Raw genomic sequence first — 25,760 nt, 5'->3', positions numbered from 1 at the left:
CCGGAATAGCCAATTGCAAACGATGCGATTAGATAAGCGGAAATCCGGCGAGCGATCGCACGGAAAAACAATGTCGAACAGGGCCGTATGAAGCTTCTTGAGAACTATATCCTGCGGCGGACAACGCAGATGTTTCTGGTCGCGCTGCTGCCGGTGCTGGCCATCATCTGGACCATCCAGGTTCTCCAGAGAATCAATCTCGTGACCGATACGGGCCAGTCGATGGGTTCCTTCATGGCGCTCGCGACGATGATCCTGCCGACGCTCATTCCCGTCGTGCTGCCTTTCGCGCTTGTCATCGGCATCACCCAGATCTTCACGACGATGAACAATGATTCCGAGCTTGCCATCATCGATGCGGCCGGATCGCCGCGTTCGGTGATGTATCGCCCGGTTCTCATTCTGGCCGCCGTTCTGAGCGCGCTTTCCTTCACCATCACCAATTTCATCGAGCCGCCGGCCCGCAGCTCCGCCCGGCAGATGGTGGCCGCCGCCTATGCCGACCTTCTGTCCTCGGTGATAGAGGAAAAGACCTTCCGCACCATTCAGGATGGTCTCTATGTGCAGATTGCGCAGCGGCAGGGCCGTATCCTCAAGGGCCTGTTCGTCGCTGACCGCCGCGATCCGAATTTCGATCTCATCTATTATGCCAAGGAAGGCATGATCGACGAAAGTGGCACCTCGCTCACCATGCGTGACGGCGAAGTGCAGCAGAAGACGCCCGACGGCAAGGTCTCTATCGTCAAGTTCCTGTCCTACGCCTTCGACCTTTCGACCATGTCGGAAAAGCAGGATTCGGAGCCGTCGCTCTCTCCCGGCGATGCCAGCCTCGGTTTCCTTCTCTCGCCCGACGAGAACAATGCGAGCTACAAGCGCTCACCCGAGAATTTCCGCAGCGAGTTGCACAAACGCCTGTCGGACTGGATGTTTGCCTTTTCCTTCGCGCTGATTTCACTGGTCATCGCCGCTGACGCCCGTTCGCATCGCGAGGCCCGCATGCATCCGATGGTCGCCGCACTGGTGACGGCCTTCATACTGCGGTGGCTTGGTTTTTATGTCACCAATCAGATCAAGCAGAGCGCGGCCTTCATTCCGCTGGTCTATGCCGTGCCGGGCCTTAGCGGCGCCGCTGCCGCCTTCATTCTGCTGACCGGCCGCAAGCCTAAAATGCCGAAAGTCATCGCCGATGCGATGGGTCGTCTGCGCCGTCTCTTCTCCAGCCGGATGGCGAAAAGCTCTGGGAGCGGCAACGCATGATTTTCAACACGCTCTCCCGGTATTTCCTGAAACGATATCTGATCACCGCCATCTGGTTCGTGCTCGGCGTATCCTCGATCATTTACCTTGCCGATTTCAGCGAGACGGCACGACGCATGTCCGGCCTGCCCGGCTATTCCGTTCCGGCCGCCCTTGGCCTGACGGCGCTTCGCCTGCCGCTGATCCTGCAGCAGACCATTCCCTTCATCGCCCTCTTCGTCGGCATGACGACGCTGATCTCGCTCAACCGGCGCTACGAGCTGGTGGTGACGCGCGCTGCCGGCATTTCCGCCTGGCAATTCATCCTTCCCTTCGTGCTCGGCGCGGTTTTCATCGGCATCCTGTCCGTCATCATTCTGAACCCCATCGCGGCATGGGGCCAGAACAAGTCGCTGGCGATGGAAGCCGGTCTGCGCAATGAGGCAGGCGGCGGCCGTCAGCAGGAGATCATTCCGTGGATGCGCCAGACAAGCGGCGGCCAGGATACGATCATCGGCGCCAAGAGCTTCGAGGACAACGGAACCATGCTTCTCGATGTGGTTCTGATCCACCTCGACAAGGACGGAAACATCGTCTCCCGGCAGGATGCGAAGTCGGCTAAATTGGAAGATGGTTACTGGCTTCTTAACGGCGTTTCAGAAACGCGCGCAGGACATGTGCCAGTTCGGCAAGAGAGCACGCGGATCAGTACCAATCTGAGACGGGAATTCGTCCAGGAGCGCATGACGCAGACGGAAACCGTTGCTTTCTTTGACCTTTCTCACAAGATCGAAGTTGCAAAGTCCTTTGGACTATCTTCAAAGGCGCTTGAGACGCAGTATCATTTCCTGCTATCGACGCCCCTGCTTCTGGTTGCGATGACCTTGATCGCCGCGACCGTTTCATTAAAGTTCAGCCGCTTCGCCCAGTCGCGCTCCGTGATTCTGGGTGGAATCGTTTCCGGCTTCGTGCTTTATGTAGTAACCGTGCTCGTAAGGGCATTCGGGAGTGGTGGTGTTGTCCCTCCCACCGTCGCGGTCTGGGTTCCAGTCATCGTGGCGTTGGCTTTGGGGGCAACCATTCTGCTTCATCAGGAGGACGGCTAAGTGGCGGTATATGACCGCGGGAATATCAGGCGGCTTTGGACGGCCCTTCTGACAGGTGCCGCTGTGTGCGCGTATTTGGCATCCAGCCCGGTCGCTTTCGGCCAGGATGGTTTGCTTGCGTCGGCAAGCCAAGACGATTCGAAACTCCTGCTTACAGCAAATGAACTGACCTATAATCGCGATTCCCAGCGCGTCATCGCGAAGGGCGTCGTTCGCATGAAATATTCGGGCTACCGCATGGTGGCCCAGCAAGTGGAATATAACCAGCAGACCGGCCGCGTGATTGCCCATGGCAACATCGAGCTGATCGAGCCGGGCGGCAACAAGATCTATGCCGACGAGATGGACGTCACCGACGATTTCGGTCAGGGCTTCGTTAATGCCCTGCGCGTCGAGACCACGGACAATACCCGTATCGCGGGTGAAAGCGCCGAGCGTCTCGAAGGCGACCTGATGGTCCTCAACAACGGCGTCTACACCGCGTGTCTGCCCTGCGCCGAGCGGCCCGAAAAGGCGCCTCTGTGGCAGGTCAAGGCGGAACGCGTCGTTCAGGACGGTAAGACCCATACGATCCGGCTGGAAAAGGCCCGTCTGCAGCTTTTCGGCCATTCGATCGCCTATCTGCCTTTCCTCACGGTTCCGGACAATACGGTAAAGCGCAAATCGGGCTTCCTGTTCCCCCAGATGAGCATTACCGACAATCTCGGTTTCGGCATCGGCGTCCCCTATTTCCACGTTCTGTCCGACACCTCGGACGTGACCGTCACGCCGACCTATTATACCACACAGGGTCTGCTGCTGCAGGCGGAGCTGCGCCAGCGCTTCGAAACCGGCATGCATACGGTCACGATCGCCGGCATCAGCCAGCAGAAGTCCGATACCTTCACGGCTGGCACAAGCGACGCCCTCAACGACAATCGTGGCATGATCGCGAGCAAGGGTGATTTCTCGATCAATCCGCGCTGGGCGTTCGGCTGGGACGCCATGGTGCAGACCGACAATAACTTTTCGCGCACCTATGGGCTGAAGGGTTATAAAAACGACGTCCAGACCAACCAGATTTATCTGAACGGTACGGGTGAGCGTAACAGCTTCGAAGCCCGCGGTTATTATTTCAACGTTCAGGACACGGACAATACCGAATCCAAGGAACGCAAGCAGGCCATCGTCCATCCGGTTGTCGACTATCGTTATTTCGTGCCGGATCCGATTTATGGCGGCGAGCTTTCGCTGACCACCAACCTGACGAGCATCACGCGCCTGAAGCAGGATGCCTACGCGCTTGGCGGTTATCCGCGCTTCAGCGGGCTTGAGGGCGACTATACACGCCTTTCCACCGAAGCCGAGTGGAAGCGCACCTTCACGATGGACAGCGGCCTGCAGATTACGCCGATCCTCGCTGCACGCGGTGACGCGCTCTGGACGGACATGTCTCCCGCGGCCTTCACTTCGGGCGGCACCTCCTATGCCTATGAGGGCATGATGAATGACGGCGCGGCTTTCCGCGGCATGGTCACCGGCGGCCTGGAAGTGCGTTATCCCTGGCTGTTCACGGCGCTCAACAGCAGCCACGTGATTGAGCCCATTGCACAGATTTTCGTGCGCCCGAACGAACAATATGCCGGCCGCCTTCCGAACGAGGACGCACAGGCATTCGTATTCGACGCGACCAATCTGTTCGAACGCGACAAATTCTCCGGCTTCGACCGGATCGAAGGCGGCACGCGCGCCAACATCGGCTTCCGCTATAACGGCACCTTCGACAACGGCTACGGCGTTCGCGCCATCGCCGGCCAGTCTTTCCATCTGGCGGGCGACAATTCATTCGCCTCCTACGATCTCGTCAATGCAGGCGCCAATTCCGGCCTCGAATCCGACCGCTCGGATTACGTCGCCATGGCCGCTTTCGATGCGCCGATCGGTCTTTCGCTGTCGTCGAGCCTGCGTCTCGACAAGGACGATCTCGACATCAACCGGTCGGAAACCGGCATCAGCTATTCGGACCGCCGCCTCACCGGCAAGCTCAGCTATACGCAGGTCAAGGCGCAGCCGAAATACGGCTATAATGAAGACCGCGATATCATCCAGGCTTCCGGTTCGCTGCGCATGGACGACAACTGGTCGCTGTTCGGTTCGATCAATTACGATCTGAACGGGAAGTTTGCCGCCGAGCGCCGCATCGGCATTGCCTATCAGGATGAATGCACGATCTTGACGGTCAGCTATTCCGACGAAGGCAATATCAATTCCAGCCGCCAGGCCGCCAATGACTGGTCGATCAATGCCCGTCTGGCCTTCCGGACGCTTGGCGATATCAGCATCGGTTCAGCAAACGATGACTGGAACGACATGGATATCGGCTGGAAGCCAAACAACTACTGAGTTTAGAGGCAGGTTACGCAGCATCGTGGCCTGCCTTTTTACCATTTGGCCAGTAAAGCCACGGTTTCGCCGCAACAACACGCCAATGTCGGCCGCGCATGGAACCTATCGGGTTTTCTTTCAACAAACCGACACATTGCCGTCTTGCGGATCGCGATGATATATACGTGGCAAATTCGCGGTGCGGATGCACAGGTGCAGGTCTGAAAAGCGGGAGAGTGCAATAATCCCCTCATCAGGCAGAACAGATTGGCGGGACGGGGCAACAGGACCCTGCCCGACGAAAGGGAGAAGGATATGATGAATTTCGGAAAGACGGCTTTGCGTGGCGCGGCTTTCGCCTTTGCGATATTCGCCGTTCCCATGGCCATTGTGCCCTATGCCGGCCAGGCCTTCGCCGACAACACCGTCAAGATTGTCGTCAACAAGACACCCATCACCAATGACGATATCGCCAAGCGCGTCGCCTTCCTGAAGCTGCAGCGCCAATCCGGTAACCTCAATGAAAAAGCGCGCGAGCAGCTTGTCGATGAGGCCCTGAAGCGCGAGGAAATCGGCCGCGTGAAAATGTCGGTCAGCACCGAGGATGTCGATGCGGCCTTCGCACGCTTTGCCGGCAACAACAAGATGTCCCCGCAGCAACTGACGAAGGTGCTGTCGCAGGCGGGTGTCGGCGCCGACCATTTCAAGTCCTTCATCGCCGTTCAGATGAGCTGGCCGCGTCTTGTCAACGCCCGTTACGGCGCCCGCGGCAAGATGTCGACGCAGGATCTCGTGACCCGCCTGAAGGAACGCGGCGATAAGCCCGTCACAACGGAATATTTCCTGCAGCAGGTCATCTTCGTTATCCCGGAATCGAAACGCAACGCCATCACCGGCAAGCGCAAGGCTGAGGCTGAAGCCTCGCGCAAGCGTTACCCCGGCTGCGACCAGGCCATGAGCTTCGCCGCGACCATGCGCGACGTGGCGATCAAGGACCTCGGCCGCATTCTGGCGCCTGAACTGCCGGAAGACTGGAAGGCTTTGGTGGAAAAGACCAAGGAAGGCGGCACCACCGGAACGCGCGTGACCGAAAAGGGCGTCGAATATCTGGCCATCTGCAAGCAGCGTCAGGTTTCCGACGACTATGCGGCGGAAATGGTGTTCAAGTCCGAAGACCTGATGAAGGCCAAGGAAGGCGAAAACCCGAACGAAAAGAAATATATGGATGAGCTGCGCAAGAAGGCGCAGATCGTCAACACCTGATATTGATACAACAGCCGGGTCTTTCCGTGACATATGCATCCCTGCCGCTTGCCCTGACACAGGGAGATCCAGCCGGTATCGGCCCCGACATCGCCATCACCGCCTGGGCAAAGCGCCGGGAGAGCGGCGTGCCGCCCTTCATCTTCATCGGCGACCCCGATGTGGTGGCGAGCCGCGCAGCGCTGATCGGCATTCCGGTCAATATCGAGACCTGCGATGTGGAGAATGCCGTCGGCCTGTTCGAACGCGCTTTCCCCATCCTCCCGCTTCCTGTCGGCTTCGAAGTGCAGGCCGGCCAGCCGCATGCCGGAGCGGCGCACGCGACAATCAAGGCCATCGAGACCGCCGTTTCCCTGACGGCCGAGGGCAAGGCTGCAGCCGTCGTCACCAATCCGATCGCGAAATCGGTGCTTTACGAGGCGGGCTTTGGCTTCCCCGGTCATACGGAATTTCTGGCCGACCTAGCCCTGCGTCAGACCGGCGAGCAAGTAACGCCTGTCATGATGATTGCCGGACCCAAGGTCCGTGTCGTCCCGGTAACGATCCACATCCCCGTAAAAGACGTGCCGGCCGCCCTGACGGAAGAGCTGATCGTCACGACCTGCCGGATCATCGATGCCGATCTCAGGCAGAAATTCGGCATCGAGGCGCCACGTCTGGCGGTTGCCGGCCTCAATCCGCATGCGGGCGAAGATGGCGCACTCGGCACCGAGGATCGCGATATCGTTCATCCGGCGACCATGCGGTTGCGGAAGGACGGGATCGATGCCTTCGGTCCCCTGCCCGCCGACACCATGTTCCACGATGCCGCCCGCAAGCGTTATGACGTGGCGGTGTGCATGTATCACGATCAGGCGCTGATCCCGGCCAAGGCGCTCGGCTTTGACGATTCCGTCAATGTCACGCTTGGGCTGCCCTTCATCCGCACCTCGCCGGACCATGGCACCGCCTTCGGCATTGCAGGCCAGGGCATTGCCAATGAGGCGAGCCTTGTCGCGGCGCTGAAGATGGCGGCGGAGATTTCCGCCCGCAGCCGGGTTGGCGCATAATGGCGGCCATCGACGGACTGCCGCCACTGCGCGATGTCATCCAGCGCCACGGGCTCGACGCGAAGAAATCGCTCGGTCAGAACTTCCTGTTCGACCTCAACCTCACCCAGAAGATTGCCAGAACGGCAGGGCCGCTCGACGGCGTGACGGTGATCGAGGTCGGTCCCGGTCCCGGCGGCCTCACCCGCGCCATTCTCTCGCTCGGGGCGAAAAAGGTCATCGCCGTCGAACGCGACAGCCGCTGCCTGCCGGCGCTGGCGGAAATCGAGGCGCACTATCCCGGACGGCTCGAGGTCATCGAGGGCGACGCCCTCCAGACCGATTTCGAGGCTCTGGTTCCCTTCGGCGAACCGGTGCGCATCATCGCCAACCTGCCCTACAATGTCGGCACGCAATTGCTGGTCAACTGGCTTTTGCCGAAACAATGGCCACCCTTCTGGCTTTCCATGACGCTGATGTTCCAGAAGGAAGTCGGCCAGCGCATCGTGGCTGAAGAAGGCGACAATCATTACGGGCGTCTGGGCGTTCTCGCCGGCTGGCGCACGGTCGCGGAAATGGCCTTCGACGTCCCGCCACAGGCCTTCAGCCCGCCGCCAAAAGTGACCTCCACCGTCGTGCACCTGCTGCCGAAGGACAAGCCATTGCCCTGCGATGTTGCCAAGCTTGAAAAGGTCACCGAAGCCGCTTTCGGCCAGCGCCGCAAGATGCTGCGACAGAGCGTGAAAAGCCTCGGCGGCGAAACGCTGTTGGAAAAAGCCGGTATCGACCCCACGCGGCGAGCAGAAACGCTGTCGGTGGAAGAGTTCGTGACGTTGGCGAACTGCCTGTAAATTCGCCATCTAATGCGCCGCTCCAAACGTTAGGGCACGGAATCGTGGACATCTGCGAATAGAGGAACAAGTGCGTGGAGAGTGCCGGTTTTCACTACAAGATCGACATTCCCGCCGGAACGCCCGACTGCACAATTGTCCTGCTGCATGGATCGGGACGAACGGAAGATGACCTCATTTCGTTTGGCCGCACCGTCTTTCCCAAGGGTGTCTTATACGCGCTGAGGGGCGCTGTTTCCTGGGAGAATGGCTTCGCATTTTTTCGCAGGAAACCCGACAGACAACTCGATATCGATGATCTGAGACATCAGGCTGCCAAGCTTTGCGGGTTCCTCACCTTTGTGGCTCTGCAAACGGGGCAAAAGCCCATTCTCGTCGGATATTCGAACGGCGCGATCATGGCGGCTGAAACGGTATGCCAGGACAGGCGTCTGTCGAAAGCCGCCATCCTGCTTCGCCCGTTATCTCCAAGAAAGGACCAGCCTCTTCCGAGCCTTGCAGGATATCCGGCACTGCTACTGGCCGGCGCCCGCGACGACCGGCGTCACCCCTCCGATGCGCCACATTTGGCCAGCCAATTAGCGTCAGCCGGAGCGGAGGTCGTTCTGGAGATGGTCGACACTGGTCATGGCTGGGCTGAAGACGCCGATGATGAGCGACTGTCCCGCCAATGGCTTGCGCGCGGATTTATCGCGTAGATCAGAGTTCCGGCTCTTCCTCAAGCAACGCCCGCACGAAATCGAACATGCCGTGGCGGCGGTCGCGGCGGACGCGTTCGGCCTTCACGATTGCTTCGACGGCCTCGAAGGCGGCCTGCAGGTCGTCATTGAGGATCACATAGTCATAATCGCGCCAGTGCTCGATTTCGGCACGGGAATTGAGGAGCCGGGTCTTGATCACCTCTTCGGTGTCTTCGGCGCGGCGGTGCAGGCGCGATTGAAGTTCGGTCATGGTCGGCGGCAGGATGAAGATCGAGACGACGTCCGCCTTCATCTTGTCCTGCAGCTGTTCGGCGCCCTGCCAGTCGATGTCGAACAGCATGTCGCGACCGGCAGCCATGGCATCTTCCACCGGCCCGCGCGGCGTGCCGTAGAAATTGCCGTGAACTTCGGCCCATTCCAGCAGCGCGTCGCTGTCCCGCAGACGCTCGAAATCGCGCTTGGAAATGAAATGGTAGTGGATGCCGTCAATCTCGCTCTGGCGGCGCGGGCGGGTCGTGACGCTGACGGACAGGCCGATATTCTTATCCTTGTCGAGCAGGTTGCGGGCAATCGTGGATTTGCCCGCGCCTGATGGCGAAGAAATCACCAGCATCAGCCCTCGACGGGCAATCGTGACGGGAGAATTATTCACCGGGACCATGGGGTCTACTCCAGATTTTGGACCTGTTCGCGAAACTGGTCGATCACCACTTTCAGCTCTATGCCTGCTGCGGTTACCGCACTCGCATTCGATTTGGAACAGATTGTATTCGACTCGCGGTTAAATTCCTGTGCAAGAAAATCGAGCTTGCGGCCCACAGGGCCGCCATTGGCCAGCAGTTCCCGGGAAGCCTGGACATGGGCGTGCAACCGGTCGATCTCTTCGCGCAGATCCGCCTTGGTGGCAATCAGCGCCGCCTCGGCATGTAGACGGTCGCGGTCGAGCCCGTGCAGGCCATCGCCGATAAGCGCGATCTGCTGGGCAAGTCTTGCCGCGATCTGTTCTGGCTGACGGGACGGATCATTCTCGATGATGTCCACAAGCTGCTCTATGCGGTCGATATGGCCGGACAGGATGGCGAACAGCGACGCCCCTTCCCGCTCACGCATGTCCTTCAGTTTCTCGACTGCAATCGCAAAACCGGCCAGCACATCGCTATTACGTGCGGCCTGCGCTTCCGCATCGTCTTCCGCCTCGCGAAAATCGACGAGACCTCGCAGTGTAAGCAACGTATCGAAGCTCAGCGGCTTGTCTTCAACGACATTACCAAGCTCCTTCTTAAGCGCCAGAACCGCCGCGAGCGCATCGCGGTTGATCACGGCCTCAAGCCGGTTTTCCGCAATGGCGAGCGTCAGGCCAACCTGAATATTGCCGCGGGAAAGATGCTCGCCCGCGACTTCCCGCAAGGCGGTTTCCAGCGCTTCAAGACCGGTCGGCAGACGCAGGCGCACATCGAGTCCCTTGCCGTTCACGGACCGCAATTCCCACGCCCAGCGGTAACGGCCGGAGGTTCCTTCGCTGCGCGCAAAGCCGGTCATCGATTGCAATGTCATATTTGGAGGCCCCCCCGTCATGCCTTACAAAACCGGGCCCAGTGGATCACAGGGCCCGGTCGAGATTATCAGTTGTTGGCGGGTTTTTCCGCCTCGGCCCCGCCCGGCTGGCCATCCACGACAACATCGGGATTGGCGCCGGAAGCAGCCTTCTCAGCCTCGATCTTGCGCCAGCGGCGCACATTGGCGTTATGCTCTTCCAGCGTCTTGGCAAAGACGTGGCCGCCGGTGCCATCGGCAACGAAATAAAGGTCATCCGTGCGCCAGGGATTGGCAACGGCCTCAAGCGCCGCCCGGCCCGGATTGGCGATCGGAGACGGCGGCAGGCCCTTGATGACATAGGTGTTGAACGGCGTCTGCTTCTGCAGGTCCGACTGGTAGATCGGGCGATCGGACGGTTTGCCATCGCCGCCGAACAGACCGTAGATGATCGTCGGGTCGGATTGCAGACGCATGCCCTTCTTCAGACGGTTGTAGAAAACGGAAGCGACATGGGCGCGCTCGTCATCCTTACCGGTTTCCTTCTCGACGATCGAGGCAAGCGTCACAAATTCCTCGATGGTCTTGATCGGCAGGTCGGGATCGCGCCGTTCCCAGATCATGTCGATCAGCTTGTCCTGCGCCGCACTCATCTGGTTGATGATTTCTTCGCGCTTGGTGCCGCGGGTAAAGCGATAGGTATCGGGGCGCAGGCTGCCTTCCGGCGGCAGGGCCGAGGGCAATTCGCCGTCCAGCACTTCGTCTGCTCCAAGGCGCGCGAACATCTGCTTCACGGTCAGGCCTTCCGGCAGCGACACGGAATAAAGGATCGACTTGCCGGACTCCAGCAACATCATGATGTCCTTCATCGAAGCGCCGGCCTTGATCTCGTATTCGCCAGCCTTCAGCGTCTGGTCCTTTTGCAGGTAGCTGCCGGTCATCAGGCGGAAGACACGGGCGTTGGAGACGACGTCGTTACGCTCGAGATTATTGGCGATCTCGATGATGCCGGCGCCATTACGCACGGTGAAATGGGTGTTCGTCTGAAGCGGACCGGGCTCCTGGAACGCATTGATCATGTAATAGAAAGCGGCAATGGCCAGCACACAGACAGCGACTGCAAGCGTCATCAGAAAATTCAGAAAGATTACAAGCTGGCCATGGGCCTTGCGGGAGCGCTTGGGCGGCGCGGGTACTTTTTCCGGCCGCAAGGCTTCCGTCGGGGATTTCGGAATGATCGGGCCGCGATTGCCTTCGCCCGCGCCGTTCTGTCCGTATGGTCCCTGGCTGTTCTGGTTCGTGTCGCTCACCGTCGGTCCTTTTCAGTTCGGCGTTGTCAGCGCTTTTTGCGCAGGTAATGCGGCAAAAACAGGTTCGGAATGTCTTCCTGCACCACATGGAGATATCGTGAAGCATATCTTTCCGCTTCACGAACATCGTTTCGGACAAAGCCGATGGAGGAAGCAGCCTGCGGCCGGAAATCACCCCGAACCGGCAAACGCTTCATAAACGACTACAATATCGGCGCGAAAACCGGAATGGCTTTCGCAAGCCGCAATGCGTTCTTCAAAGGAAAGAACGGCCTTTGTCAGCACCCGGTGGGAGGGCGCCAGCGCGGCGGCAGAGCCGCCGCCGCAATTATGCCTCGTAACGACGCAGCACGAGGGAGGCGTTGGTGCCGCCGAAACCGAAGGAGTTCGAAAGCGCCACGTTGACCTGCCGCTTGCGCGCCTTGTGCGGCACCAGGTCGATCTTCGTCTCGACATCGGGATTGTCGAGGTTCAGCGTCGGCGGAACGATGTTGTCGCGGATCGCAAGCGTGGCGAAGATCGCCTCGATAGCGCCCGCCGCACCAAGAAGATGGCCGGTGGCCGACTTGGTGGAAGACATCGAAATCTTCGCGGCCGATTCGCCGACCAGGCGCTCGACCGCGCCAAGCTCGATCGTATCCGCCATGGTGGAAGTACCATGGGCGTTGATGTAATCGATATCATCCGGCGTCAGGCCGGCGCGCTTCAGCGCCATCGACATGCAGCGATAGGCGCCTTCACCATCCTCGGACGGAGCGGTGATGTGATAGGCATCACCGGAAAGGCCGTAACCGACGACTTCGGCATAAATCTTCGCGCCGCGCGCCTTGGCGTGCTCCAGCTCTTCCAGAACGACGATGCCCGCACCTTCACCCATGACGAAACCATCGCGGTCACGGTCATAGGGGCGAGAGGCCTTCTGCGGATCGTCATTATGCTGGGTCGAAAGCGCCTTGCAGGCGGCGAAGCCGGCAAGCGCGATGCGGCAGACCGGCGATTCAGCGCCACCGGCAACCATGACATCGGCGTCACCGAACGCGATCAGACGGGCGGCATCGCCAATGGCGTGCGCGCCGGTCGAGCAGGCCGTGACCACCGCATGGTTCGGTCCGCGCAGCTTGTGGCGAATGGAAACCTGGCCGGATACGAGGTTGATCAGACGGCCGGGAATGAAGAATGGAGAAATGCGCCGCGGACCCTTGTCTCGCAGGGTATAGCCCGCCTCGACAATACCTTCCAGGCCGCCGATGCCGGAGCCGATCATGACGCCGGTGGCGATCTGGTCCTCGTCCGTTTCCGGGTGCCAGTCCGCGTCGGCAAGCGCCATGTCGGCGGCAGCCATGCCGTACAGGATGAAAGGATCGATCTTGCGCTGTTCCTTGGGTTCCATCCAGTCATCGGCATTGAAGGTGCCGTTGGAACCATCGCCGACGGGAATGCGGCAGGCGATCTTTGCGGGCAAGTCTTCGACTTCGAATTCAGTCACGAGACGGGCGCCGTTCTGGCCGGCCAAAAGCCGCTCCCAGGTCACTTCCGTCCCACATCCAAGAGGAGATACCATGCCGGTACCGGTGATAACGACACGCCTCATCGCCAACGCTCCGCCCTTATCCAAATCATCGGTCTTCATGCAACGCCGGACATCAGGGATGTCCATTCGATGTTGCAGTATTTCAAATGTCCGCATGATGGCTGCGGGCGCTGTTTCCGGCCCGTGATCTCATGCATCGCCCGGAACACGCCCCGCCCGGGGGCATGTACCGTCCGCCTATAAAACATTGGCCCGGACGAGCCGGGCCAAGGACGGGAGGATATTGCACCTCCCCATGAAGGTCGATCAGGCCTGGGCCTTCTCGATGAACTTTACGGCGTCGCCGACAGTCAGGATCGAGTCAGCTGCGTCGTCGGGAATTTCGACGCCGAATTCTTCTTCGAAAGCCATGACCAGTTCAACGGTATCGAGCGAATCAGCGCCCAGATCGTCAATGAAGCTGGCGCCTTCAACAACCTTGTCGGCGTCAACGCCAAGATGATCAATTACAATTTTCTTTACGCGTTCTGCGATATCGCTCATGTCGGTTTCCTCGACCTTTATTTTGAAGGGAATGCCTTACGGCACCCTGCCCTGTTAGAAGCCCTCATGCGCCGTTCAAATCCGGCACTGCTGGCAAACCCGTTCAACCCGGTCCAAGCTAGACATCGTCACGCAAAATCGCAACGGCTTCCTGTCTCTCCGGGACGACTGTTCACAGTCTTGGCCCGCTTAACATGGTTTCAATCGGTCGAAAAGCCTGAAAACGCGCTAAGCACAGCGTGTGACAGGCTATTTCGCCGAAAACCAGTCGGCGGGGCCTTGCGGCGCCAGCTACCCAAGAAGGTGCTTAAACAGCGCCGCAATCCTTTTCATGACGGCCTCATGCGCCGTCAGATCATCGCCATGCCGCCGTTGACGTGCAGGGTCTGGCCGGTCATGTAACCTGCCTCATTGGAAGCCAGGTAAAGAACGGCCGAAGCGACTTCCGCACCGGTTCCCATGCGCTTCATGGGAATGGCGCCCATGATGGCGTCTTTCTGCTTGTCGTTGAGCTTGCCGGTCATGGCGCTTTCGATGAAGCCCGGCGCCACGCAGTTGACGGTGACGTTGCGGGTCGCGATTTCCTGCGCCAGCGACTTCGAAAAACCGATCATGCCGGCCTTGGAGGCGCAGTAGTTGGCCTGGCCGGGATTGCCGGTGACGCCGACGATGGAGGTGATGTTGATGATGCGGCCGAAACGGCGGCGCATCATCGGATGTGTCAGCTCACGCGTCAGGCGGAACATCGCCGTCAGGTTCACCTCGATAACGTTGTCCCAGTCCTCGTCGCTCATGCGCACGAACAGGCCGTCCTTGGTGATGCCGGCATTGTTGACGAGAATATCCACGCCTTCGAGCTCAGCTTCGGCCTTTTCGCCGAGCGCCTTTACCTCGGCGCGGTCGGCAAGGTTGGCCGGGAAAATCTTGACGCGGTCGCCAAGTTCCGCCGCCAGCGCTTCAAGCTTTTCAACGCGGGTGCCGTGCAGGCCGACGGTTGCGCCCTGGCTGTGGAGAAGGCGGGCGATTTCTTCGCCGATGCCGCCGGTCGCGCCGGTTACGAGAGCCTTGCGGCCTGTCAGATCTAACATGTTCCGTTCCTTCTTTAGAGCAATTCCGCAAAGCCTTTTAGCGGTTTTGCATCCGGAATTGTCGTAAAATAAAAGCCGTTGCGGGGCGCAGCCCGTTCTCAGCCGATAAGAGTGGCAAGAAGCTGGTCGATATCGGCCGCGCCGTTGACGGTAACGCCGTTCACCGTCTTGTCGATGCGGCGGGCAAGGCCCGTCAGCACCTTGCCGGAACCGATCTCGTACAGCTGCGTGACATTGTTGGCGGCGAACCACTCAACCGTCTCGCGCCAGCGCACCTGCCCGGTCACCTGCTCGACCAGCAAAGCCGCGATCTCATTGGCGTCGGAAACGGGTGCGGCGCGCACATTGGCGACAACGGGCACGACCGGGTTGTGTTTTTCGACCTTGGCCAGCGCCTCGCGCATGGCTTCCGCCGCCGGCGCCATCAGCGCGGAATGGAAGGGGGCCGAGACCGGCAGCATGATGGCGCGCTTTGCGCCTTTTTCGGAAGCGATCGCCGCCGCCTTTTCCACGGCAGCCTTACCGCCTGAGATAACCAGCTGGCCGCCGCCATTGTCATTGGCGATCTGGCAGACGCCGAGGATTCCGGCTTCCTCGCAGATGGCGGACACCGCATCGTGCTCCAGCCCGATGATCGCAGCCATCGCACCCTCGCCGACCGGCACGGCGGCCTGCATGGCATTGCCGCGGATGCGCAGAAGACGGGCGGTATCGGCAATCGAGAAGGTGCCGGCCGCACAGAGCGCCGAATATTCGCCGAGCGAATGGCCGGCTACATAAGAAACCGTATCGGACAGTTTGAAGCCGCGCGCTTCGAGAATACGCATGACCGCCATGGACACGGCCATCAGCGCCGGCTGGGCATTGGCCGTCAGCGTCAGCGTCTCTTCCGGGCCATTCCACATGATGTCGGAGAGCTTCTGGTCGAGCGCCTCATCGACCTCCTGAAACACGGCGCGTGCTTCCGGATAGGTATCCGCCAGCTCCTTGCCCATGCCGACGGCCTGGCTTCCCTGACCGGGAAATGTGAATGCAATACCCATGGGATGTCGTCCTTCTTGTCTGGCCTTGCCTTTATTCTTTCGGACTTCCATTCACATTCCCGCCAGCGAAGTCAAGGCTTGAAGCCCTATGGCAGGCCTTTGTCAGGGGTTTTGCCGACCTGTTTTCCCCTTTCTTTTCATCATATTTTTTCTTGCACTGCGGCAAATCCCCATTACTTTCACCCCACCTTCCAAAACTCGCCAAAGCACCGGGACCTCTCCATGAAACAGAATCTACTGGGACGCACGGGTATCTCCGTGTCCGAAATCTGCCTCGGCACCATGACATGGGGCACGCAGAACACCGAAGCAGAAGCCCATCAGCAGATGGACTACGCCATCGAAAACGGCGTCAATTTCTTCGATACGGCCGAGCTTTATCCCACCACCCCCGTTTCCGCCGAAACACAGGGCCGGACCGAGGAGTATATCGGCAGCTGGTTCGAAAAGACCGGCAGGCGCGATCAGGTCGTGCTCGCCACTAAAGTCGCCGGCTCCGGGCGCGATTACATTCGCGGCGGCCGTGATATCGACGCCGCCGCCATCCGCGAGGCGGTGGATACCAGCCTCAAGCGGCTGAAGACCGACTATATCGACCTCTACCAGGTTCACTGGCCGAATCGCGGCACCTATCATTTCCGTGGCGCCTGGGGCTTCGACGCCTCCGGTCAGGACAAGAAGCGCACGCTTGCCGAAATCACCGAAAAGCTGGAGACGCTCGGTGAACTGGTGAAGGCCGGCAAGATCCGCGCCATTGGCCTCTCCAACGAAAGCGCCTGGGGTACGCAGAAATATATCGACATTGCGGAAGCAAACGGCCTGCCGCGCGTCGCCACCATTCAGAACGAATATAATCTGCTGTACCGGAGCTTCGATCTCGACATGGCGGAAGTCGCCCATCACGAAGATGTCGGCCTGCTCGCCTATTCACCGCTGGCGGCTGGTCTGCTGACCGGCAAATACCAGAACGGCGCGCGCCCGGCGGGATCACGCGCTTCCATCAACAGGGATCTCGGCGGCCGGTTGCAGCCGCTGCAGGAAGCGCCGGTCAAGGCCTATCTGGAGCTTGCCGCCGAGCATGGGATCGACCCGGCCCAGCTCGCCATCGCCTTCTGCCTGACACGCCCCTTCATGGCCTCGGTCATCATCGGCGCGACGACGATGGAGCAATTGAAGGTGGATATTGCAGCGGCGGATGTGGCGCTGTCGGAAGAGGTGCTGACGGGTATTGCCGCGATCCATCGGCAATATCCGATGGCGATCTGAACTATCGTCAAACAAAAATCAAACAAACCGTCTTTCAATACTGATTAAATTCTGTATTATTGTTTTCACCGGCTTATATTTTCATATACGCCGGTGAACTTCAGATGAATATTTAGAATTAAATAGATATTTTTCAACGACAAAAACATATTATAATTTGGGAGAATTGGATGGCGAAGACGGTCGCAGACATTCTCAATATAGCTGGCAATGAGTGGAACCATTGGGGCAAGTCCACATGGAACCTTTCTACTGGCGCCAAGAACATCCAGCACAAGGATGACGACCCCGTATTTGCGAAACACGTCATCAAGAACTACAATGCTGTAGGCGGCGGAGCGCCGACTGAAGACGAGATCATGAATGACGAGTATTTCTGGTCTGCCGTCGGAATTTCATATGTCTTCCATGCCGCGCAGTTCAGCAAGAAAGAGTTCCCCTTCGCGCAAGCGCATTCCGTGTGGATCCGCCATTTCATAAAGGCGCGCCAGCAAAATGCGACAAACACCCTTTATCACGGGTATCGCCTTAAAGAGCCCGGCGCGACACCGGATGTGGGCGATATCGTCGGCTATACTTACGAAAAAGTGAGCTTCCAGCAGGCCCAGGGCTACTATGACAAAGTCGGGACTTACAAGTCGCATACCGATATTGTCGTCGCCAGACGACCGGGAGAAATCGACGTCATTGGTTTCAACGTTCTCGACTCGGTCACGAAGAAAACGATACCGCTCACCGAAAGCGGCCATATCGCCGATACCACGCATAAATGGTTCGTCGTTTTGAAGAAAAACGCGCTTCACTGACAAAACCATTGCCAAAATGCGAAAAATCCGTATAAGCGCGCTGTTCACAACACCCGGTCCAATTGGCTGGTGGCTGAACGGAGGGCTGGTTCCGGCAACGGAACAGCAGGAACCATAAGGTTTTTCCGGCCTCCCGTGTCTCCGCTCTCGACCGTCTCGAACAACGCTTTTCTTGCTTTAAGGCCTTCAAGCCTTTTCAGGAGCAGTCGTTGAGGCTTAGCGCCGTTGCCGGGTGAAGGACGAAACGCAAGAAAGGCAAAGCTTAAATGGCTCTTTACGAACACATCTTCCTTGCCCGGCAGGATATTTCTGCCCAGCAGGTCGACGCACTTGTCGAGCAGTACAAGGGCGTTATCGAATCGTTCGGCGGCAAAGTCGGACGCATCGAGAACTGGGGTCTGAAGTCCCTCACCTACCGCATCAAGAAGAACCGCAAGGCTCACTACGCTCTCATGGACATCGACGCTCCGGCGGCTGCCATCCATGAAGTAGAGCGCCAGATGCGCATCAACGAAGACGTTCTTCGCTACATGACCATCGCCGTCGAAGCCCACGAAGAAGGCCCGTCCGCGATGATGCAGAAGCGCGACCGTGACGACCGTCCGCGCCGCGATGGCGACCGTCCGGACCGTGGCCCGCGTGAAGATCGTGGTCCCCGTGAAGACCGTCCGCGCCGTCCGCGCGAAGACCGTGCATAAGAAGGAGTTTTGACCAATGGCTGACGCATCCTCTTCCCAGGCACGCCGCCCGTTCCACCGCCGTCGCAAGACGTGCCCCTTCTCCGGCGCCAACGCTCCGAAGATCGACTACAAGGACGTTCGTTTGCTGCAGCGCTACATTTCCGAGCGCGGCAAGATCGTTCCGTCCCGCATCACGGCCGTTTCCCAGAAGAAGCAGCGCGAACTCGCCCAGGCGATCAAGCGCGCCCGCTTCCTCGGCCTGCTGCCCTACGTTGTAGCGTAATGAATTGAAGCGAGGCTGCGGTTTATCGCGGCCTCGCTTTTCTCGATCAGCTGACTCTTGATCAGCGGGTCGAAAATTATAGTCCTTCCGCGTTGGGCGCGGATCGATACTCTAAAAAACCCATGTTGGGGATGAGGCTCTCAGGAGCGATCCTCTAACTGCTTAAGTTTCAGCAGGACAGCGAAGTGCAGAAGTTGAACCAGACAGTGCTGATCTCCGGCGTTCTCGCCGGCATATGCGCCGCGTTTCTGACGCTTGGCGCAACGGCGCAGTCGTCTCTGTCCTTCCTGCTTTATGCCGGTTCCGCCATGCCGATCTTCATCGCCGGCATGGGCTGGGGCAACCGCGCCGCCATTATCGCGATCATCACCACGGCGCTCATCGGCGCGCTGGTCATGTCGCCGCTTTTTGCGCTGACCATCGCAATCTTCACGCTGATCCCAGCCGGCTGGCTTTCGCATCTCGCCAATCTGGCGCGCCCGGCCTCCGAACTCGGCGGCCCGGATGATCTGCTTGCCTGGTATCCGCTTTCCGGCATCGTCCTGCATCTGTGCATTCTGGTTTCCGTCGCCGTCGTCATTCTCGGCTGGATGATCGGTTACGGTCCCGATCTCGTCGCGCGCATGGTCGATGTGATGATGACCTCGGTTCAGAGCCGCGAACCCCTGTTCGAGCCCAATGTCGAGGCGCTGGCGCAGACAAAGACCCTGTTGGTGCTGATGCTGCCGATCGTTCAGGGCGGTCTCTGGGTCATCCTGCTGTTTGCCGCCTATTATTTCGCGACGCGAGTGGTCGGCACCTTCGGCAAGGGTCTGCGCCCGCGCGAGGACATCGCTTCGGCGCTGCGCATGCACCGCAACGCCATCTTCATCTTCCTCGCCGGCATCGTCGCCATCTTCCTCGGCGGCGTTGCGGCCATGGTCGGCGCAGTTATCTGCGGCACCTTCGGTGCGGGCTTCCTGATGGCGGGTTACGCCTCGTTGCACAAGCGCGCCCGCGGCAAGGACTGGCGGCTGCCGGTTCTCATTCTCGCATATCTCTCGGCGGTCTTTGTCTTTCCGCTGTTCATCATTCTCGTGTTCGGCCTGAGCGACGTGCGCAGCACGATCTCTCTTACACCGGCGCGGAAAACCGACAATTCGAACGAAACCAAACCATAGAAAGGATCAAGAAGATGGACGTCATTCTTCTCGAACGCATCAACAAGCTCGGCCAGATGGGCGAAACCGTCAAGGTTCGCGACGGCTATGCCCGTAACTTCCTGCTGCCGCAGGGCAAGGCGCTGCGCGCCAACGCCACCAACAAGGCACGTTTCGAAACCGAGCGCGCAACGCTCGAAGCCCGTAACCTCGAGCGCAAGTCGGAAGCCCAGAAGGTTGCCGAAGCACTCGAAGGCAAGTCCTTCATCGTCGTCCGTTCGGCTGGCGAAACCGGCCAGCTCTACGGCTCTGTTGCTGCTCGCGACGTCGTTGAAATCCTGGCTGCCGAAGGCTTCAACATCGGCCGCAACCAGGTTGAACTGAACACGCCGATCAAGACCATCGGTCTGCACAACGTCACCCTGCACCTGCATGCAGAAGTCGAGCTGCAGGTTGAGCTGAACGTTGCCCGTTCGGCTGAAGAAGCAGAGCGTCAGGCCAAGGGCGAAAGCCTCACCTCCGCTGACGCCATCTATGGCGTTGACGAAGACGCACTGCGTCCGGAAGACTTCTTCGATCCGGAAGCTGACCGCGACGGCGACGACGAATAATAGTTTGGCCTTGCGGCCATAAGAAAACCCCGGATGGCGACATCCGGGGTTTTTTGTTGGGTTGAATTCGCGGAGGAATACCCCCCTCTGCCCTGCCGGGCATCTCCCCCTCAAGGGGGAGATCGAATCGCCGCTAGCCCTCGATCACCTCAACGTTTGAGAATGAAGTGGTGGTAGAGCTTCTTGCCAATCTCCCCCCTTGAGGGGGAGATGCCCGGCAGGACAGAGGGGGTGAACCACGCACTCCAACCGTGCCCAACTACTTCGCCGCCGTCTCCGCCCCCTCAGGCGCTTTGCTCTTATCCACATGCACCACCACCGACATGCCCGGCGAAAGCTCCGCCGCCAGCGGCTGATCAGCATCGATCGCGATCCGTACGCCGAGGCGCTGGGCGATCTTCACGAAATTACCCGTCGCATTGTCAGGCTTGATGACGGCGAATTCCGAACCCGTTGCGGGCGAAAACCGCTCCACATGGCCGGTCAGCTTGCGGCGATGCAGGGCATCCACGGAGATCGTTACGGGCTGGCCCACCTGCATGCCGGCAAGCTGGGTTTCCTTGAAATTGGCGATGACCCAGACATCGTGCGGCACGACGGCCATCAATTGTGTTCCGGCGGTGACATATTGGCCGGTGCGCACGCCGACTTCGCCGAGCCTGCCATCCACGGGAGCGTGGATTTCGGTATTGGCGAGATCGATCCGGGCGAGCTCGACGGCGGCCTCAGCATTGGCGACGGCCGCCTGCAGCGAGCTACGGTTGACGATGATGGTCTGCAGATCCTGCCGGGAAACCTCAAGCGCCGCCTTGGCCTGCGAGAGCGAGGCCCGCGCCTTTTCAAGCGCGGCATGGGCTTCCTCCTGCAGGCTGGAGGTTCCGACGCCGCTCTTGATCAGATTATCCTGTCGGTCGGAGGCGAGTTGAGCCTGTTTGAGCGACGCCTCGGCGCTGTCGACCGCCGCTTCACTGGAACGGATATTGGCGTTGGCGGCATTTTCCTGCTGGCGGGAATTGTCGAGTGCGGCCTTGTGGGTATCGAGCGTTGCTTCCGCCTGCGCCTGCTTCTGGCGGTAGATGCGGTCATCGATCTTCGCGAGCAGCGCGCCCTGGCTGACTTCCTGATAATCCTTCACCGGCACGTCCACGACATAACCGCTCACCTGCGGGCTCATCGTCGTGACATAACCCCGCACGAAGGCGTTGTCGGTCATTTCGACGGTGGAAAGGAACGGCGGCAGCCGCCAGGCGTAAAGCACCAGCGCCACGCCGGCGAGACCGCCGAGCAGCACGAGAATGGAAACGGGGGTAAAAAACTTCTTCAGCATTTTGTCACTCTTGGAATGGTCAAGACTGTGGTGCCGGTGCGGCATCGATGTCTTCCCGGAAAAGGAAAGGACGGATGCGCAGCCATGCAAGGTGGATCAAAAGCGCGGCCAGCGCCAGCGCGGAAACGACTGAAATCAGCAGGAACGTGTCATTATAAGCAAGCACATAGGCTTCCCTGCTGACCTGCTGGCCAAGCAGCGACAGCCCCTCTGCCTTCAGCAATGCCGGATCAGTGATGACATGGCTGTAGGCACCGGAAAGCTGCGAGACACGCTGGGCGACCACGGGATTGGTGAGCAGGATATTTTCCACCAGAATATTGGAGTGGAATTTCTCCCGCAGCGTCACGAAACTGCCGAGCAGGCCGGTCATCAGCATCGAACCCGTGATCTGCGTGAACAGGAAGATGGTAATGAAATTCACCAGATAGGGCGCACCCCGGGCAAGGGCTGCGGCGAAACCCTTGGCCATGACGGGTGGCAGGAACATGGCCGCACCAAAGGCGATCATCATCTGGCTGAGATACATCTCACCCGGCCGTGTCAGATTGTTGGACTGGCTATCCATGAACGAACCGGCGGCGATCAGCGCCAGCGCAATCACATGGGCGGTATCGACGTATTTCGTCAGCATCAGCCAGGCGCAGGCCGCACCACCGAGAACGGTCGCCAAAAGCACCAGCGCATAAAGCGTCGTCGTCTGTTCGTTTAACAGGCCAAGCTGCTGGTAAAAGCTGACCGCCGTTGAGGATTGCTCGGAGGAAACCGCACGGTAGACAAGCAGGACCGCAATGATGTGCAGGTTGGTTTTCGAGAAAATCCAGCGCAGGTCGAGCAGCGGATTCTTGCGTGGCAATTCGATGAAGGCCATCAGCGTCAGAAGTGCGATCGACGTCGCCAGAAGGACGCCCAGCCACCATGTTTCGAACCACCAGTAGAACCGGCCGAGGGTCAGCATGACCGCAAGGCAACCGAGACCGCCCGCAAACAGAAGATAGCTCAGAATATCCATGCGCTCGATGACTTTCGCGCGCGGCGGCGGCGTGACTTTCAGCACATAGATCATGGCGAAAGCGATCAGCGCGAATCCCACTTCCATGGAATAGAGCGCATTCCAACCGTCGATTTCCAAGAGGGATGGCGAGACGATGCGCGCGAGCGGCGCCGACAGCAACGTGCCGGTCAGCGCTATGCTGAAACCGAGCGAGAATTTCCGCGCAGGCGGGAAGGCCTCCAGAATATAGAGAAAGCCGAGCGACGAGATCGGCGCGGCGGCCATGCCGCTCACAAAACGGATGACGATTGCCGAATGCAGGTCGGTCACGAACAGGTTGAGGCAGGAAGCAACGACAAACACGATAATCGAGACTTCGGCAAAGGGTCGCAGGCCATATTGCGCCCGGACCTTGAACAGCGCGATGGAAAACGTGGCGTAAGGCGCCATATAGGCCGCGGAAAGCCACGCGACCTCAGCCACCGTGGCGGAAAACTCGCCCTGCAGCTGGTAGATATTGGCCATGACGAGGTTCATGCCCAGGCCTTGAGTGATAAAGAACGACAGGCCGGCGAAGATGAAGCACAGCCGCAGCCAGAGCGGCCGCTCAACCGGCTGCGGCGCGGCGGCAGCGGCAGGCTCCTGCACGGTTTCGCCCGTAGCCGAAGCGCTCATCGGCGTCACGGCCTCTTCCGGAAGGTCAGCGGATTTGGCGGTTCCTTCGGTATCCTGGGACGCGGCCTTGTCAGCGGTTTGCGGTACGAGGGTGCTCACGATTGCACCCTCCCGGCCGCAAGATTTTGCAGGTTGGCGGAAAGCCGGCGCATGACATCAAGCGCCATTGCCAGTTCCTGCGAGGAAATGTCGGCGGCAATCTCGGAGCGCAGCGACTTTGCCATCGCCTGCACCGTTTCGGAGGTCTTCTCGCCCTCCAGCGTCATGTGTATGCGTTTGGCGCGACGGTCGTTTTCGTCGGAACGGCGCTCGATGAGGTTCTGTTTCTCCATGCCGTCAAGCACCCGCACCAGCGTCGGCGTTTCGATTTCCATTTCCTCGGCAAGCTCGGTCTGCGTCAGCGGTCCACGCCGCGAGAGCGCAAAAAGCGCTCGCGCCCGCGCAAGCGTCAGCCCGCTCTCCCCCACCCGCGCGTCGAAAAACGCGCGCAGTTTCCGGGTGAAAGCGGAGACTTCATCGAGAAGCTGTTCCTTGTCGGTCTCGCGAGACATGTCAGCAAGCCTTATAATTAGCACACTACTTATTTTCTGCCTATTTATTCGTAAGACTGACGATTTTCAAGTTTCTTTCACGCCGGGTCTGCCATGCGATAAACTCATGGCAGCGAATCACCTTGCCGGAAGAACCCGGCGCCTTGTCCCCCACCCGCCTGTGGATTGCTGGGGACAACTGAAGATGTGATCAAGCTTCGTAGAGCGGACGTCAGCCTGCCATAGAGTGTTGCAACAATATCATTGACTGCCATGCCCCAGAAAGCCAAACCCGAGGTTTAAGGACAAAGGCAAAGGGAGATCGCGCAAACCATGAACGACGCTGTGAGAAAGATCACCCCCGCGCAGCCGGCGGAACCGCATTACCGCGAGGCGCCGAACAACATCGAGGCTGAACAGGCGCTGCTCGGCGCCATCCTCGTCAATAACGACGCCTATTACCGCGTGTCGGACTTCCTGAAGCCGGTGCATCTTTACGAGCCGCTGCACCGAAAGATCTTCGAGGTGGCGGGCGATATCATCCGCATGGGCAAGACCGCCAATCCGGTGACGATCAAGACCTTCCTGCCCGCCGACGACAAGATCGGCGATCTGACCGTGGCGCAGTACCTCGCACGTCTGGCGGCGGAAGCCGTATCGATCATCAACGCGGAAGATTACGGCCGGGCGATCTATGATCTGGCGCTGCGCCGTGCGCTGATCCAGATCGGCGAGGATGTCGTCAACATCGCCTACGACGCCCCGCTCGACATGCCGCCGCAGGCGCAGATCGAAGATACCGAACGCCGCCTGTTCGAACTGGCGGAAACCGGCCGTTACGATGGCGGGTTCCAGTCGTTCAACGATGCCGTGGCGCTGGCGATCGATATGGCGGGGGCGGCCTTCGAGCGCGACGGCAATCTCTCGGGCATTTCCACCGGCATTCATTCGCTCGACGCCCGCATGGGCGGGTTGCAGCGTTCCGACCTTATCGTGCTTGCGGGTCGTCCGGGTATGGGCAAGACCTCGCTTGCGACCAACATCGCCTACAACATTGCCGCATCTTACGAGCAGGAAGTGCAGCCGGACGGGTCGTACAAGGCCAAGAACGGCGGCGTCGTCGGCTTCTACTCGCTCGAAATGTCGTCAGAACAGCTCGCCACCCGTATCATTTCCGAGCAGACGGAAGTGTCTTCCTCGAAAATCCGCCGCGGTGACATTACCGAGGCCGATTTCGAAAAGCTCGTCGCCTGCTCCCAGATGATGCAGAAGGTGCCGCTTTACATCGACCAGACCGGTGGCATCTCGATTGCCCAGCTTTCCGCCCGCGCCCGCCGCCTGAAGCGCCAGCGCGGCCTCGATGTTCTCGTGGTCGACTACGTTCAGCTGATGACCGGCTCCGGCAAGAGCGGCGAAAACCGCGTGCAGGAAATCACCCAGATTACCACGGGTCTGAAAGCGCTGGGCAAGGAACTCAATGTTCCGATCATCGCGCTGTCACAGCTCTCCCGTGCGGTGGAAAGCCGCGAAGACAAGCGCCCGCAGCTTTCCGACCTTCGTGAATCCGGCTCCATCGAGCAGGACGCCGACGTGGTGCTGTTCGTGTTCCGCGAGGAATATTACGTCAAGAACATGGAGCCGCGCGATATTTCCGATCCCAAATATACTGAATGGGAAGCCCTGTTCGACAAGGTGAAAGGCACGGCCGACGTCATCATCGCCAAGCAGCGTCACGGACCGACCGGCACGGTGAAGCTCGCCTTCCAGTCCGAATTCACCCGATTTACCGATCTCGCCGATCCAAGCTTCAGCCAGTACGAAGAGCATTGACGCGCAGCCACGCCGGCTATTG

General features: G+C 59.5%; 24 protein-coding genes. 14 read left to right on the top strand and 10 right to left on the bottom strand.

Features of this window, described 5'->3' with window-relative positions; all coding sequences use genetic code 11:
• Nucleotides 1-87 precede the first annotated feature (87 nt).
• The 7 genes from WDZ78_RS12760 to WDZ78_RS12730 all read left to right on the top strand — a co-directional run bounded on the left by WDZ78_RS12760 (nt 88) and on the right by WDZ78_RS12730 (nt 8,546).
• Nucleotides 88-1,257 (top strand): LptF/LptG family permease, encoded by a 1,170-nt coding sequence (locus WDZ78_RS12760; protein ID WP_003502098.1) that lies wholly within the window; start codon nt 88-90, stop codon nt 1,255-1,257.
• Nucleotides 1,254-2,342 (top strand): LPS export ABC transporter permease LptG, encoded by a 1,089-nt coding sequence (gene lptG, locus WDZ78_RS12755; protein ID WP_020009486.1) that lies wholly within the window; start codon nt 1,254-1,256, stop codon nt 2,340-2,342. The genes WDZ78_RS12760 and lptG overlap by 4 nt, the downstream gene beginning before the upstream one ends.
• Nucleotides 2,343-4,724, top strand: a complete 2,382-nt coding sequence (locus tag WDZ78_RS12750; protein ID WP_425673202.1) for an LPS-assembly protein LptD — start codon at nt 2,343-2,345, stop codon at nt 4,722-4,724. It begins immediately after the preceding gene.
• 297 nt (nt 4,725-5,021) lie between these two features.
• Nucleotides 5,022-5,969, top strand: a complete 948-nt coding sequence (locus WDZ78_RS12745; protein WP_026363460.1) for a peptidylprolyl isomerase — start codon at nt 5,022-5,024, stop codon at nt 5,967-5,969.
• A gap of 26 nt (nt 5,970-5,995) precedes the next feature.
• Nucleotides 5,996-7,018 (top strand): 4-hydroxythreonine-4-phosphate dehydrogenase PdxA, encoded by a 1,023-nt coding sequence (gene pdxA / locus WDZ78_RS12740; protein ID WP_425673201.1) that lies wholly within the window; start codon nt 5,996-5,998, stop codon nt 7,016-7,018.
• Nucleotides 7,018-7,848, top strand: a complete 831-nt coding sequence (gene rsmA, locus WDZ78_RS12735) for a 16S rRNA (adenine(1518)-N(6)/adenine(1519)-N(6))-dimethyltransferase RsmA (protein ID WP_425673200.1) — start codon at nt 7,018-7,020, stop codon at nt 7,846-7,848. Before pdxA ends, rsmA begins: the two co-directional genes overlap by 1 nt.
• Before the next feature lie 74 nt (nt 7,849-7,922).
• Complete coding sequence (locus WDZ78_RS12730) at nt 7,923-8,546, top strand: alpha/beta hydrolase (RefSeq protein ID WP_425673199.1); 624 nt, start codon at nt 7,923-7,925, stop codon at nt 8,544-8,546.
• A gap of 1 nt (nt 8,547) precedes the next feature.
• Here the strand turns inward: WDZ78_RS12730 and gmk are convergent, their stop codons facing one another.
• The 7 genes from gmk to fabD form a co-directional block, all read right to left on the bottom strand.
• Entirely contained in the window at nt 8,548-9,210 is a 663-nt protein-coding gene (gene gmk, locus WDZ78_RS12725; RefSeq protein ID WP_026363462.1) for a guanylate kinase, read from the bottom strand.
• Between the two features lie 5 nt (nt 9,211-9,215).
• Nucleotides 9,216-10,103: a YicC/YloC family endoribonuclease gene (locus WDZ78_RS12720; protein ID WP_425673198.1), complete on the bottom strand. Its 888-nt coding sequence runs from the start codon at nt 10,101-10,103 to the stop codon at nt 9,216-9,218.
• A gap of 68 nt (nt 10,104-10,171) precedes the next feature.
• Complete coding sequence (gene mltG / locus WDZ78_RS12715; protein WP_003502086.1) at nt 10,172-11,392, bottom strand: endolytic transglycosylase MltG; 1,221 nt, start codon at nt 11,390-11,392, stop codon at nt 10,172-10,174.
• Between the two features lie 328 nt (nt 11,393-11,720).
• Nucleotides 11,721-12,983: a beta-ketoacyl-ACP synthase II gene (gene fabF, locus WDZ78_RS12710; protein WP_026363464.1), complete on the bottom strand. Its 1,263-nt coding sequence runs from the start codon at nt 12,981-12,983 to the stop codon at nt 11,721-11,723.
• A 246-nt stretch (nt 12,984-13,229) separates the two neighbouring features.
• Nucleotides 13,230-13,466 carry an acyl carrier protein gene (locus WDZ78_RS12705; protein ID WP_003502080.1) on the bottom strand — a complete coding sequence of 79 codons (237 nt, stop codon included), beginning with the start codon at nt 13,464-13,466 and terminating at the stop codon, nt 13,230-13,232.
• A gap of 350 nt (nt 13,467-13,816) precedes the next feature.
• The gene (gene fabG, locus WDZ78_RS12700) at nt 13,817-14,554 is read right to left on the bottom strand and encodes a 3-oxoacyl-[acyl-carrier-protein] reductase (protein ID WP_003502072.1); all 738 of its coding nucleotides are present in this window, start codon (nt 14,552-14,554) and stop codon (nt 13,817-13,819) included.
• A 98-nt stretch (nt 14,555-14,652) separates the two neighbouring features.
• Nucleotides 14,653-15,597: an ACP S-malonyltransferase gene (gene fabD, locus WDZ78_RS12695; protein WP_425673197.1), complete on the bottom strand. Its 945-nt coding sequence runs from the start codon at nt 15,595-15,597 to the stop codon at nt 14,653-14,655.
• A gap of 222 nt (nt 15,598-15,819) precedes the next feature.
• Here fabD and WDZ78_RS12690 point away from each other — a divergent pair, with 222 nt between their 5' ends.
• The 6 genes from WDZ78_RS12690 (at nt 15,820) to rplI (ending at nt 20,382) form a co-directional block, all read left to right on the top strand.
• Nucleotides 15,820-16,863, top strand: a complete 1,044-nt coding sequence (locus tag WDZ78_RS12690; protein WP_425673196.1) for an aldo/keto reductase — start codon at nt 15,820-15,822, stop codon at nt 16,861-16,863.
• Between the two features lie 170 nt (nt 16,864-17,033).
• The gene (locus WDZ78_RS12685; RefSeq protein ID WP_425673195.1) at nt 17,034-17,669 is read left to right on the top strand and encodes a DUF2272 domain-containing protein; all 636 of its coding nucleotides are present in this window, start codon (nt 17,034-17,036) and stop codon (nt 17,667-17,669) included.
• A 266-nt stretch (nt 17,670-17,935) separates the two neighbouring features.
• Complete coding sequence (rpsF, locus tag WDZ78_RS12680; protein WP_004441041.1) at nt 17,936-18,367, top strand: 30S ribosomal protein S6; 432 nt, start codon at nt 17,936-17,938, stop codon at nt 18,365-18,367.
• A gap of 16 nt (nt 18,368-18,383) precedes the next feature.
• Nucleotides 18,384-18,632 carry a 30S ribosomal protein S18 gene (gene rpsR, locus WDZ78_RS12675; protein WP_003502063.1) on the top strand — a complete coding sequence of 83 codons (249 nt, stop codon included), beginning with the start codon at nt 18,384-18,386 and terminating at the stop codon, nt 18,630-18,632.
• A gap of 185 nt (nt 18,633-18,817) precedes the next feature.
• Nucleotides 18,818-19,792: a membrane protein gene (locus tag WDZ78_RS12670; protein ID WP_020009499.1), complete on the top strand. Its 975-nt coding sequence runs from the start codon at nt 18,818-18,820 to the stop codon at nt 19,790-19,792.
• A 14-nt stretch (nt 19,793-19,806) separates the two neighbouring features.
• Nucleotides 19,807-20,382: a 50S ribosomal protein L9 gene (gene rplI / locus WDZ78_RS12665; protein ID WP_003502059.1), complete on the top strand. Its 576-nt coding sequence runs from the start codon at nt 19,807-19,809 to the stop codon at nt 20,380-20,382.
• Nucleotides 20,383-20,641: 259 nt separating this feature from the next.
• Here rplI and WDZ78_RS12660 read toward each other — a convergent pair whose 3' ends face one another.
• The 3 genes from WDZ78_RS12660 to WDZ78_RS12650 are packed head-to-tail and all read right to left on the bottom strand — an operon-like array spanning nt 20,642 to nt 23,929.
• Nucleotides 20,642-21,709 (bottom strand): HlyD family secretion protein, encoded by a 1,068-nt coding sequence (locus WDZ78_RS12660; protein ID WP_026363465.1) that lies wholly within the window; start codon nt 21,707-21,709, stop codon nt 20,642-20,644.
• A gap of 19 nt (nt 21,710-21,728) precedes the next feature.
• Entirely contained in the window at nt 21,729-23,477 is a 1,749-nt protein-coding gene (locus WDZ78_RS12655) for an MFS transporter (RefSeq protein WP_020009501.1), read from the bottom strand.
• Entirely contained in the window at nt 23,474-23,929 is a 456-nt protein-coding gene (locus tag WDZ78_RS12650; RefSeq protein ID WP_020009502.1) for a MarR family winged helix-turn-helix transcriptional regulator, read from the bottom strand. Before WDZ78_RS12650 ends, WDZ78_RS12655 begins: the two co-directional genes overlap by 4 nt.
• A 312-nt stretch (nt 23,930-24,241) precedes the next feature.
• Between WDZ78_RS12650 and WDZ78_RS12645 the strand changes: the two genes are divergently transcribed.
• A complete protein-coding gene (locus WDZ78_RS12645) occupies nt 24,242-25,738 on the top strand; it encodes a replicative DNA helicase (protein WP_003502052.1) in 1,497 nt (498 codons plus the stop codon).
• The last annotated feature ends 22 nt before the right edge of the window (nt 25,739-25,760 follow it).

Source organism: Agrobacterium sp. M50-1 (assembly GCF_049843495.1).
In the GTDB taxonomy this organism is placed as follows: Bacteria; Pseudomonadota; Alphaproteobacteria; order Rhizobiales; family Rhizobiaceae; genus Agrobacterium; species Agrobacterium radiobacter.
The sequence above is the reverse complement of the archived record's forward strand: the minus strand, read 5'-3'. Positions and strand labels throughout refer to the sequence as shown.